Annotated in this window: 11 protein-coding genes; 7 read left to right on the top strand and 4 right to left on the bottom strand. The window is 65.4% G+C overall.

The features are described 5' to 3' along the window. The 4 genes from A8G08_RS26315 to A8G08_RS26300 all read right to left on the bottom strand — a co-directional run. Positions 1 to 270 (bottom strand): acyl-CoA dehydrogenase family protein (locus tag A8G08_RS26315; RefSeq protein ID WP_187344535.1); only part of this gene is annotated, 270 nt, incomplete at its 3' end. A gap of 17 nt (positions 271 to 287) precedes the next feature. Continuing rightward, positions 288 to 1,064, bottom strand: a complete 777-nt coding sequence (locus tag A8G08_RS26310; protein ID WP_068281010.1) for an enoyl-CoA hydratase/isomerase family protein — start codon at positions 1,062 to 1,064, stop codon at positions 288 to 290. After that, positions 1,061 to 2,014 (bottom strand): acyl-CoA dehydrogenase family protein, encoded by a 954-nt coding sequence (locus A8G08_RS26305; RefSeq protein ID WP_068281008.1) that lies wholly within the window; start codon positions 2,012 to 2,014, stop codon positions 1,061 to 1,063. The genes A8G08_RS26310 and A8G08_RS26305 overlap by 4 nt, the downstream gene beginning before the upstream one ends. 37 nt (positions 2,015 to 2,051) lie before the next feature. Beyond that, positions 2,052 to 3,197 (bottom strand): acyl-CoA dehydrogenase family protein, encoded by a 1,146-nt coding sequence (locus A8G08_RS26300; protein ID WP_068281006.1) that lies wholly within the window; start codon positions 3,195 to 3,197, stop codon positions 2,052 to 2,054. Between the two features lie 85 nt (positions 3,198 to 3,282). On the opposite strand from A8G08_RS26300, the gene A8G08_RS26295 reads away from it, so the two are divergent. From A8G08_RS26295 to A8G08_RS26265, 7 genes are all read left to right on the top strand, one after another. Beyond that, on the top strand, positions 3,283 to 4,089 hold the full coding sequence (locus tag A8G08_RS26295) for a FadR/GntR family transcriptional regulator (RefSeq protein ID WP_068281003.1): 807 nt from the start codon (positions 3,283 to 3,285) through the stop codon (positions 4,087 to 4,089). Between the two features lie 398 nt (positions 4,090 to 4,487). Beyond that, complete coding sequence (locus A8G08_RS26290; protein WP_245673013.1) at positions 4,488 to 6,077, top strand: Vgb family protein; 1,590 nt, start codon at positions 4,488 to 4,490, stop codon at positions 6,075 to 6,077. A gap of 8 nt (positions 6,078 to 6,085) precedes the next feature. After that, positions 6,086 to 6,931 (top strand): SDR family NAD(P)-dependent oxidoreductase, encoded by an 846-nt coding sequence (locus A8G08_RS26285; RefSeq protein WP_068281002.1) that lies wholly within the window; start codon positions 6,086 to 6,088, stop codon positions 6,929 to 6,931. A 28-nt stretch (positions 6,932 to 6,959) separates the two neighbouring features. Beyond that, complete coding sequence (locus A8G08_RS26280; protein ID WP_068281001.1) at positions 6,960 to 8,333, top strand: aromatic ring-hydroxylating oxygenase subunit alpha; 1,374 nt, start codon at positions 6,960 to 6,962, stop codon at positions 8,331 to 8,333. Positions 8,334 to 8,375: 42 nt separating this feature from the next. Beyond that, a complete protein-coding gene (locus A8G08_RS26275) occupies positions 8,376 to 10,208 on the top strand; it encodes a flavin-containing monooxygenase (RefSeq protein ID WP_068281000.1) in 1,833 nt (610 codons plus the stop codon). Continuing rightward, positions 10,201 to 11,130 (top strand): SDR family NAD(P)-dependent oxidoreductase, encoded by a 930-nt coding sequence (locus tag A8G08_RS26270; RefSeq protein WP_068280998.1) that lies wholly within the window; start codon positions 10,201 to 10,203, stop codon positions 11,128 to 11,130. Before A8G08_RS26275 ends, A8G08_RS26270 begins: the two co-directional genes overlap by 8 nt. Beyond that, a partial coding sequence (locus tag A8G08_RS26265) for a thiamine pyrophosphate-binding protein (RefSeq protein ID WP_245673012.1) occupies positions 11,120 to 11,452 on the top strand: 333 nt, incomplete at its 3' end. The genes A8G08_RS26270 and A8G08_RS26265, both read left to right, overlap by 11 nt.

Below are 11,452 nucleotides of genomic sequence, written 5' to 3'. Positions count from 1 at the left end.
GAACGCAAGGACCAGTCGCGGTGCGTCATGCGCGGCGAGCTCCTGATAGAGCACCACCTGCTCGGGCACCGACATACCCCCGCCCCACTGCGCCGGCCAGTGCGGAACGGCGAACCCGGCGGAGCGCAGCTGCTGGAACCAGTCCTTCTGGAACCGGACAAACTCGTCGTCGGGAACCCCCGTCTGCGCCTGCCGCCAGTCCGCGGGTATCTGGTCCCGGCAGAACTCCCGCACCGTCTCGCGAAACTCGTCGAGACTTGCGGCCGCCATCGCTGTCCCGATCACGATCAACGGGCCTTCGCGCGGATGGCGAGCAGGCGTGCCTTGTGCTCGTCGCTTTGCATGGTGACCACCTCTGCGGCGAACCCGGCCTGCATCGGCCCAGCCAATGCCTGCGAAAGGTACATGTTCACGACCCGCTTTGTCGCTTGCAGCGCTTCGGCAGGCTGTGCGGCGAACCGCTGGGCCAGGCGCTGAGCATCGGCGAGCAGGTCCTCGGGACTGCTTGTCTGCGAGGCAAGTCCGAGTTCGACTGCCGTCGCGGCTGGGATGCGATCGCCGGTGTAGAGGTACTGACGCGAGCGCAGGATCGGCCCGAGCAGCGGCCAGAATGCTGCACCGCCATCCCCTGCAACCAGGCCCACTGCCACGTGCGGGTCTGCGAGATACGCGGTCTCCGACATCAGCACGACATCGGACAGCACGGCGATACTGCCGCCGAGCCCGACCGCGGGACCGTTCACCGCCGCGATCACCGGTAGCGGGAAGCGCAGCAGCTCCTCGATGATCTGCGCACCCTCCCGGATGCTCTCGTCGCGCGCTACGGGATCGTCGAGAAACGATGTGATCCAGTCCAAATCGCCGCCAGCGCTGAAAGCCCGCCCGGCGCCGGTGAGGATCACAACCTTGGCTTCCCGATCCGCCGCGAGCTGCCGCCAAACATTGGCCAGCGCCCAATGCAACGGCTTGTTGACGGCATTGAGTTCGTCCGGGCGATTGATGCACACCGTGCGGATCGGCCCGTCGGCCGTGACGGTCAATTCCGGCGGAAGGTCGTAATTCACGAGGCTGTCTCCTCGAGCTTGTCGCCGAACAATCCCGTCAAACCTTGGATCCCGACACTGCTCGTGAGAGCGTCCAACGTGCCTGACGGGCCGAAGGGCAGCCGTCGCAACGGCAGGCTGTAGCGCGAGAGCCACGAAATCTGCGTCTCGTCGCAGAATCCGGATGCGCCGTGCAACTGATGCGCCACACGGAACACCGTATCGGCAGCCTCGACCGCGGCCAACCGCAGCGCGAGGGCGTCGTCGACCGCCTCATTGCGGCCGGTCTGCACACTCCACAGCGCGTATTTCGCCAGGACGTCGACGCCGCTGCGCTCGACCTCGGCATCGGTGAGCTGGAACTGCACGCTCTGCAGGCGTGCCAAAGGCTGGCCGAACTGTTCGCGCAACTGGACATGCGTGCGCGCCAGATCGATTGCCCGGTCGAGCATTCCGAGCAGCGTCCAGCAGGGCAGGACCAGCCCAAGTGCAACATCGCCCGCGCCATTTGCATCGAGCGCATGCAGATCCAGGGGGGTCACGAACGCCGTCGTGCGCGGCGAGGCCGCGCTGGTGCGCGCGGTCGCCGTGCTGCGGCGTCCATCCAATGTCACTGCGGCCCAGCGCAAATCGAGGCCGGAGATCGCAGCCGACGGTGCCGCTCCCGCGATCACAACGAGACCGTCTACATCGAGGTCCGTCGGACGGGACAGTCGTTCCGCGACCGGGTACGGGACGGCCCAGTATCCTGCGCTGCGGCACAGCGCAGCAGCGGCTTCGAGCTCTTCGGCGTCGCCGCGTGGATCCAGTTCCCACGCGCCGATCTCCTCGAAGACCTCCTCGACCAGGCCTGCGCGCCCGGCGGGATCCGCCTCGGCGCGTTGGATGAGGTTGTCTCCTCCGGCAGCCTCGAACGCCCGCAACGCCTGGCGTCCGAACTCGGTGGCTTCCTCGCTCAGTTCGGTGATCACAACACGCTCCGGTGGGTCAGCACGATTCGCTCGGTGGTCATGACGCCGACAGGATGGATCGGGCGAGCAGGATGCGCTGCATCTCGATACTTCCCGATGCCACCGTCGAGGCGCGGGAGTAGCGCCAGTGATCGTCGACCTTGCGCCGGAACCGGGTTGCGGCATCCGAATCCGTTGCATAGGAAGCAATTTCAACGAGGAGGTCGGCACTGTCCTGATCGAGCTTCGTCACGGCAATGCGGTACGCCGCTGCATCGCCCGGCCGCACGCGGTCCTCGCTCTGCATAGCGACAACCCGATAGGCCATCAACCTCGCGCGCCGGCAGTGAGTCAGCATTCGCGCCCAGCGCCCGCGAAGCTCGGCGGGCATCTCGCCCCACTGCTCGCCGAGCACTTCCGGCGCCGAAGTGAGCAGTCGTTCGCAGCGGGCGTAGCGAGCAATGCCGACACGCTCGAAGGACAGCACCTCCTGCACTACCTTCCAGCCCTCGTCGACGGGTCCGAGCACGTCGGCCTCGGTCACCCGCAGGTCGTCGATGAACACCTCGTTTAGATGGTGCGGGCCCAGCATCGCGCGAATTGGCCGCACCTCGATGCCCGCGCGCGACATCGGGACCAGGAAGATCGTCAGCCCGTGCTGCTTCTTCTCGCCATTCGAGGTCCGCGCGAGCAGGAAGCACCACTGGGCCATCGACGCGTACGAGGTCCAGATCTTCTGGCCCGAGATGCGCCAGCCATCGCCGTCGGGCTTGGCCGTCGTGCGCAGCGAGGCCAGGTCGGAGCCGGCATTGGGCTCACTGAACCCCTGGCACCAGATGACCTCCCCACGCGCGATCGGCGCGAGGTGAGTCTGCTGCTGCTCCTCGGTACCGTGCCGCATGATGGTCGGGCCGACCCAGTTCACGCCCATGTACTGGGCACCGCGCGGCTCGTGCTGCGCCCACATTTCCTCGCGCACCGCCGTCTGCTCCCATACCGATACCCCGCGACCGCCGAACTCCTTCGGCCATGCCGGGCAGAGCAATTCGCGTTCGGCAAGAACGCGGCAGAAGTGTTGAGCTGTGGCGAGGTCGGCGGGGTCGTCGGTGAACGCGCCGAGAAAATCCGCAGGGACATGCTCGGTCACGAGGTCGCGCAGCTGTGCGCGAAGCTCGGTGACGGCCTCCCCCATGGTGAAGTCCATACCCCGCACGTTATTCAATCCTCATAAGGATAGCAATGCTTGCATTGTCTGTATCGATGAACGGGATAGATGTACCGTTGCGCATATGACGACTCCCCGCCGTGGCCGGATTCCGCAGCGGCGGATCGCGGAAACCGTTGCCGCGGAACTGCGCGCGCGCATTCTGTCCGGCGAGGACGACTACCGACTCCCCACCCAGGACCAGCTGGTGCAGGACTTCGGCGTCAGCTACCCGTCGGTCCGCGAGGCCCTGCGCATCCTCGAGACCGAGGGGCTCGTCACGGTCCGGCGCGGCAATGTTGGCGGTGCCGAGGTACACCGGCCCGACGCTTCCTCGGCCGCCTATCACCTGGGCCTGGCGCTGCAGGGCGCGCGAGTGACGCTCGGCGATCTTGCGGCCGGCCTGCAGACGCTCGAACCGATCTGCGCTGCTGAATGCGCACGCCGCGAGGACCGCCTCGAAGTGGTGGTACCGGCGCTCGAAGCGAGCATCAAGGGCTCGGTTGAGAAGGTCGAGGAGGGCGTGACCTTCACCCACGCCGCTCGCGAATTCCACGACCTCATCGTCAGCTTCACACCGAACACCACGATCCGCTACGTGGTCAGCACGCTCGTGACCCTGTGGTCGGCTCAGGAAGAGGCGTGGGCAGAGATCCTCACCCGGCGAGGCGAGTACCCGTACCAGACCGAGCGCAAGGAAGCCGTGCATACGCACGAGCGAATCGTCGAGGAGATCGCCGCCGGCCGGGCCGAGGAGGCAGAGCGGCTTTATCGCCTGCACCTCGCCGCTACGCAGGCGCTCGTGCTCGAGCGCTACGACAACGGCGTGGTCAACGCGTCGTCCGACATGGCTCGTCTCGCGATCCAGTCCACCCAGCGCGCCCGCGTCTAGGTTTCACGACCGCTCGACGGCACTCGTCACGCCTAGCCGCACTCTTCGCGGCACGCACGCTCATCGCCACACACCTTGTGTAGATCCGCCTACGCAATTGCGTGTGCGCACGGCAAAAGGTGTGCGGTGTATGGGGAACGGCACTCATACAGCGCGGTAGAGCAGCCGCGCAGAGTCGATCCGCCGCACCCGAACCAGGGCTTCAGCGGCGTGCCTGGCACCTAGAACTAGCCAAGCGGCGAAGCTTCATGATATTCAATCCTTGTAAGGATAACAATCCTTGCATTTTCACTTCCGCCGTCCATAGACTTCACGACGCGAGGTGGTCTGCATCACAGGGCCAAAAACGGCCCGGACCTCGCTGCCTGTCCGCTCCTCACCACCCCAGGAGGCCCGCCTTGACGCAGGGTGCGCGCTACACAAGTTCGATTGAGCTCGCCGATGGGTGGGCGCTGCAACGCCTCACCGAGCCGAGCCGACTGTTCGGCGCGAACGGTCTTCGCACCGGCCCCGACGGCCGCGTTTACATCGCACAGGTTGCCGGCAGCCAGATCAGCGCACTCGATATCGAGTCGGGTGAGGTGGAAACGATCAGCGCCAAGGGCAGCGACATCGTTGCCCCCGACGACGTCGCATTCGCGTCGAACGGCGACATGTACGTCACCGAGTACTACGACGGTCGCGTGAGCGTGCGTGAAGGCAACGGCGCCACCCGACTGCTCCGTGACGACCTGCCCGGCGCCAACGGCATCACCATCCACAAGGACCGGCTGTTCGTGAACGAGTGCCGTATCGGCGGTCGACTGATGGAGTTGAGCCTCGACGGCGGCGCCCCGCGCGTGCTGGCGGACGAGCTGACGATGCCGAACGGCATGGAGGTCGGTCCGGACGGCAAGCTGTACTGGCCGCAGATCGGCACCAACGACATCTGGCGCATCGACCTCGACGGCGGCGAACCCGAGCGTGTCGCAGGCGATCTCGGCGCCCCGGACGCGGTGAAGTTCGACAAGGACGGCTTCATCGTCTCCACCCAGGTCGCCTCGGGCCAGGTGCTGCGCATCGATCCTCGGTCCGGCGACCGCACCATTCTGGCGCAGCTGTCCCCCGGCCTGGACAACCTGACCTTCGCCGGTGACCGACTGTTCGTCTCCAGCTTCACCGGACAGGTCACCGAGATCCTCGCCAATGGCGAGACCAAGACGGCCCTGCCCGACGGCCTCACCTGGCCGCTCGACCTGACCACGGGCGCCGATGGCACGGTCTACATCGCCGACGGCACGTTCCTGCTCGCCCTCGCTCCCGGTGGCGAATTATCCGTGCTCGGCATGCTTTTCAGCCCGGGCTGGCCCGGCTACATCCGCGGCCTGCACTCTGTCGGCGACGGCGAGTTCATCGTCACCAGCTCCGAGGGTCAGGTCTCGCGCTACCGTCCCGCCACCGCCGAGAGCGAGCTGCTCGTCGACGGCCTCGGTCAGCTCTACGGCGTGGCGGTCGATCGGAATGGTGCGATCGCCACGACCGATATCGCGGACGGCAAGGTGTACACCGTCGCCGACGGCAAGGCCGAGACGGTTGCTTCCGGACTGGCACAGCCGATCGACGTCGCGTTCGGACCCGACGGCTCACTGCTGGTCTCCGAGTCCGGCGCAGGCCGTATCGTGCGGGTCACCGGTTCGGGCACCGATACCGTCGTCGACGGTCTCGAGACCCCGCACGGCATCCTCGTTCACGAGGGTCAGCTGCTCATCGTGGATGTCGGCGCGAAGACGCTGGTGTCGGTCGATCTCGACACCAAGGCGCGCGACATCGTGGCGCGCAACCTTCCGGTCGGTGCGCCCGAAGGCGTGACCCCGAAGCCGCTGCTCGGCATCGCGCCGTTCTCCGGCCCGCAGGGTCCGTTCGCCGGCATCGCCGTTGGACCGGACGGAACGCTCTACATCTCCGGTGACGCCGAAGGCAGTGTCATCGCACTGCGGAAGCAGCGGTGAGCTCACCCATGTCGCGCGACTTCTTCGGCCTGTCCGGTCGGATAGTCATCGTGTCCGGCGCGGGTGGTGGCGGAATCGGCACGGCGGTGGTCCGTATGGTCGCCGAGGCCGGCGCCACCGTCATCGCCGTGAGCCGCTCCACCGAGAACCTCAACAAACACATCGAACCTCTTGTTGCCGAGGGGCTCTCGGTGGTGCCGGTGGCCGCGGACGCGGCCACCGATGAGGGCATTGCGACCACGCTCGAGGCTGTCCGCAGCACCGAGGGCACGCTGCACGGCCTGGTCAATGTGGCCGGTGGCGCCGGACCCGCGGCATGGATGCCTTCGACCCGCGTCAAGCGGGAGGATTGGCGCGGGCTGTTCGAGTGGAACCTGGAGACGATGTTCTTCATGAGCCAGGCCGTTGCTGCGGAACTGAAGGCGCAGCAACTGCCCGGCTCGATCGTCTCCATCTCCTCGATCAGCGGCATGAACACCGCGCCGTTCCATATCGGCTACGGCACGGCGAAGGCCGCGCTGGTCGCGGCCACCCGGACCATGGCGGTCGAACTCGCACTCGACAACATCCGGGTCAACGCGGTGGCACCGGGCGTCACCGCGACCCCGGCGTCGAGCACGTATGTGGATGAGGACGCCGAACGCGATCGGCGCGCCATAGCGATGGGACGGCGCGGCACCCCGGAGGAGCAGGCCGGACCGATCCTCTTCCTGCTGTCGGACCTGTCGAGCTACATCACCGGACAGACCCTGCTCACCGACGGCGGGCTCAACCTCAAGTGGACCCATCTCGGTGCCGACAACACCTCGTTGTTCCTCAAGGACGAGTCATTCCGCGCGGCAATCACGCAGTAGCGCAGCCCATTCCGCAAAGGAGATACCCATGAGCACGGTCGAGGAAATTCGCGACGCAGCCGCCGAGCAACCGTTCACGACACCACAGATCCTTCCGGTCGAGGCGTACACATCACAGGAATACGCTCGCGCCGAGGGCGATCGGCTGTGGGCGAAGGTATGGCAGCAGGTCGGACGTATCGAGGAACTCCCCCGGGTCGGCGACTATCTGACCTACGAGATCATGAACGACTCGATCATCGTTGTCCGTACCTCGCCCGACACGTTGCGCGCGTATTACAACGTCTGCGCGCATCGCGGTCGCCGGCTCGTCGATACCCCAGAGGGTGCCCGTGACGCGCGGGGTCATGGCAAGCAGTTCGTCTGCGGATTCCACGGCTGGCGCTACAACCTCGAGGGCGAGAACACCTTCATCGCCGAGCGCGATGACTGGCCATGCGGTCTCGACAAGCAGAACTCCGGCCTCACCGATGTCAAGGTAGATACTTGGGGCGGTTGGGTTTTCATCAACATGGACCCCGATTGCGAGCCGCTGCGCGACTACCTGGAACCCGCGGCGAGTCTGCTCGATCCGTTCCAGCTCGAGAACATGCGCTACCGGTGGCGGCGCTGGGTTGTCTTCGACTGCAACTGGAAGGTCGCGTTCGAGGCGTTCATGGAGACCTACCACGTCCCCTACACGCATCCCGAATTCATGAACTTCGGCGCCTTCCTCGGCTGGGCGCGCGCACAGGGCAAGCACAGCAACATCGGCTACGACGCGCCGAAGGGCATGGAGGAGAACCAGGCCAAGCTGCGCATCGGCTCCGGGCCCGACGCCCGCAAGTCGACGATCCAGCTGCAGAACTTCACCTGGGAGAACGCCAATACCAACACCACTCGCACGCTCGTCGACGCCGCCCAGCGGCTCGTCGAGGAACTGCCGGAGGGCACACCGCCCGCCGAGGTGATGCAGCATTGGCTCGCCTCCGCGCGACGCGACGACGCCGAGCGCGGCGTCATCTGGCCGACCGTGCCGCCGGAGATTGTCGCCAAGAGCGGTACCGCGTGGCAGATCTTCCCGAATTTCCAGATCGGGCACGCGCTGAACAACATGCTTTGCTACAGCTTCCGGCCCTATGGCGACGACCCGGACAGGTGCTACTTCGAGGCCGCGGTGTACGAGCTGTTCCCCGAGGGCGAGGAGCCGAAGACCGAATGGGTGCACACCCCGGTCGACGATGAGGGCTGGCGAACCGTTCTGCCGCAGGACTTCTCGAACATGGCTGCCGTCCAGAAGGGCATGAAAACCCGCGGATTCACCGGCCCCAAGCCCAACCCCTACCGCGAGCGCAGCGTCGTGAACCTGCACCACAACCTGTCCCAGTACATGGGCACCGGTGCACCGCGCGAATTGAGCTGAGCTCGCCCCGCCTTCTTCACCAGCACGGATATAGGAATCCACATGCAGCAGAACTGCGCAGCAACGGAGACTCCGGAAGTCGATATTCCGGCCTTGCACGCGAAGTACCTGAAAGAGCGCGACAAACGCCTACGATCCGACGGCCAGAATCAGTACCTGCAGGCCGAGGACGGTTTCGAGGAGTTCTACGAGGGTGACCCGCACCTGCCCGTCGAGCCGCGGGACGCGATCGTTGACGAGATCGATGTTGTGGTGCTCGGCGGCGGGTTCGCCGGACTCATTGCGGCGCATCGCCTGCGGCAGGCCGGCGTCGAGGAATTCCGGATCATCGAACTCGGCGGCGATTTCGGCGGTGTCTGGTATTGGAACCGCTATCCGGGTATCCAGATCGACTCGGATTCCTACTCCTACCTGCCGCTTATCGAAGAGACCGGCTTCATGCCGAAGGAGAAGTACTCCCGCGGCGATGAGTGCTACGAGCACGCGCAGCGCATCGGCAAGCACTTCGGCCTGTACGAGAAGGCGCTCTTTCACACCCTGATCCGCTCGCTGGAGTGGGATGAGTCGATCAGCCGCTGGCAGATCAAGACGAACCGGGGCGACGAGATCCGCGCTCGCTTCATCATCATGTGCCAGGGTCCGTACAACCGCCCAAAGCTGCCCGGTATCCCGGGAATCAAGGATTTCAAGGGACACACGTTCCACACTGCACGCTGGGATTACGAGTACACCGGCGGCACTCTGCACGGCGGGCTCGACAAGATCGCCGACAAGCGAATCGCCGTCATCGGCACCGGGTCCACCGGTGTTCAGGTGATTCCGCACCTGGCCGCCGGCGCGAAGCACCTGACCGTCTTCCAGCGCACACCCTCCTATATCTACGAGCGCAACAATGCACCGACCGACCCGGAATGGGTGAAGTCGCTCGAACCGGGTTGGCGCGAAGCCCGGCAACGGAACTTCCACAACTCCGGCTTCGCGTTCTACAAGCCCGGCGAGCCGGACATCATCTGCGATGGCTGGACGGAGGTCGCACGCAATCTCGCCGCCAAGCTGAACGAGACGAACGGCTGGGCCGCGATCGCCGATCCTGTCGAGTTCGCGAGGCTCAAGGAGATCGAGGATTACCGCTCGATGCAGCGTCTCCGCAACCGGGTCGACGAGATCGTCAAGGACCCGGAGACCGCGGAGAAGCTGAAGCCGTACTACCGGAACATGTGCAAGCGACCCGTCTTCAGCGACGAGTTCCTGCCGACCTTCAACCGCCCGAACGTCACGCTCGTCGACGTGGCGGAGTCCAAGGGTGTCGAGCGCATCACCGAGAAGGGCATCATCGCGGGCGGCGTCGAGTACGAGGTCGATTGCATCGTCTTCGCCAGCGGCTTCGAGATCACCACGTCACTCGACCGGCAGTTCGCCATTCGTCCCTTCGCAGGCCGCAACGGCGAATCGCTGTACGACAAGTGGGGCAACGGTTTCCGCACGCTGCACGGCGCGATGACGCACGGATTCCCGAATCACTTCGCGACCGGTTTCGTGCAGGGCGGTGTGACCGCGTCGGTCACACGGATGTATGAGCAGCAGGCCGACCACATCGCCTACATCGTCAGCACGGCCCTCGAACGCGGCATCACGCATATCGAGCCGACCGCAGAGGCCGAAGAGAACTGGGTGCAGACCGTCCGAGCCAAGGGCTACGACAACAGCCTCTTCACGAGCGAGTGCACGCCCGGCTACTACAACAGCGAGGGCGAAAAGAACGGTCGAGGCTTCCTCGGCGATCCGTTCTGGGGCGGCTTCTACACGTTCGAACTGCTGCTGCAGGCCTGGCGCGACAGCGGCGACCTCGAAGGTATGGAGATCCGCAATGACTGACCTCCGATTCGACGATCGGGTTGCCGTGATCACCGGGGCTGGAAGAGGATTGGGCCGCGCCTACGCGCTCCTGCTCGCCGCCAAGGGCGCCAAGGTGATCGTCAACGACACCGGCAGCGCGATCAGCGGCACGGACGGAGACATCGACGTGGCTGACTCGGTGGTTGCCGAGATCCGCGCGGCCGGTGGCGACGCCATCGCATGTTCCGAATCGGTGGCGACCGCCGACGGCGGGCAGGCCATCGTCAATGCGGCACTTGACAGTTACGGCCGGATCGACATCCTCATCCACAACGCCGGCAACAACCGGTACGCGTCGCTGACCGAGATGACGTACGAGGATTTCGACGCGGTGCTCGATGTCCATCTGCGCGGCGCATTCAACGTTGTGCGCCAGGCATTTCCGCACATGTGCGACGCCGGGTACGGCCGAGTGGTGCTGACATCCTCGATCGGCGGGATCTACGGCAACAAGCGAGTGGCGAATTACGCCGTCTCGAAGGCGGGCATGATCGGGCTGTCCAACGTGGTCGCACTCGAGGGTGCCGAACACGGGGTCAAGTCGAACGTGATCGTTCCCGCCGCTTTGACGCGGCTCGCCGAGGGTCTCGACACCTCCGCATACCCGCCGATGGAGCCCGAACTGACCGCGCCCGCGGTCGGCTGGCTGGCTCACGAAAACTGTTCGATCACAGGGGAAATGCTCGTGGCGATCGCCGGTCGCGTGGCACGCGCCTACATCGCCGAGACCCCAGGGGTTTATCAGCCGGCGTGGACGATCGAGGACGTCGGCGAACGGATCGACGCCATTCGAGACACGGGCGATTCGTGGATTCTGCCGGTCGTCCCCTCGGCCCACGTCGATCACATCACCAAGAGCTTCGCGATGGCTATGGAAGGTAAGAAGCAGCATGTCGGTTAAGGTCTATGAACGCATTCTCGACCTCTTCGAGGCAGAGGGCATCAACACCATTTTCGGTATTCCCGATCCCAACTTTGTGCACCTGTTCCACAGCGCCGAGGAGCGCGGCTGGAATGTCGTTGCGCCGCACCACGAGGAATCGGCCGGGATGATGGCCGAGGGTGTGGCCCGCATGACGGGCAAGGCGGCGCTGTGCATCGGCACCTTGGGCCCGGGTATCGCGAATCTCGCCGGCGCGATCATGTGCGCGAAAGTGGAGAACTCCCCGATCATCTTCCTGGGGGGACAGCGCGCCCGGATCACCGAGCAGCGGGTGCGTCGC

Origin of the sequence: Aldersonia kunmingensis, from assembly GCF_001646865.1 — a bacterium.
Lineage (GTDB): Bacteria > Actinomycetota > Actinomycetes > Mycobacteriales > Mycobacteriaceae > Aldersonia > Aldersonia kunmingensis.
Note: the sequence above shows the minus strand (reverse complement) of the source record. Positions and strands in the feature narration are given on the sequence as shown.

Excerpts from the sequence above, each read along its gene's own strand:
- A8G08_RS26300 (WP_068281006.1), bottom strand. The coding sequence starts at position 3,197 with ATGGACTTCACCATGGGGGAGGCCGTCACCGAGCTTCGCGCACAGCTG.
- A8G08_RS26295 (WP_068281003.1), top strand. The coding sequence starts at position 3,283 with ATGACGACTCCCCGCCGTGGCCGGATTCCGCAGCGGCGGATCGCGGAA.
- A8G08_RS26285 (WP_068281002.1), top strand. The coding sequence starts at position 6,086 with ATGTCGCGCGACTTCTTCGGCCTGTCCGGTCGGATAGTCATCGTGTCC.
- A8G08_RS26280 (WP_068281001.1), top strand. The coding sequence starts at position 6,960 with ATGAGCACGGTCGAGGAAATTCGCGACGCAGCCGCCGAGCAACCGTTC.
- A8G08_RS26275 (WP_068281000.1), top strand. The coding sequence starts at position 8,376 with ATGCAGCAGAACTGCGCAGCAACGGAGACTCCGGAAGTCGATATTCCG.
- A8G08_RS26270 (WP_068280998.1), top strand. The coding sequence starts at position 10,201 with ATGACTGACCTCCGATTCGACGATCGGGTTGCCGTGATCACCGGGGCT.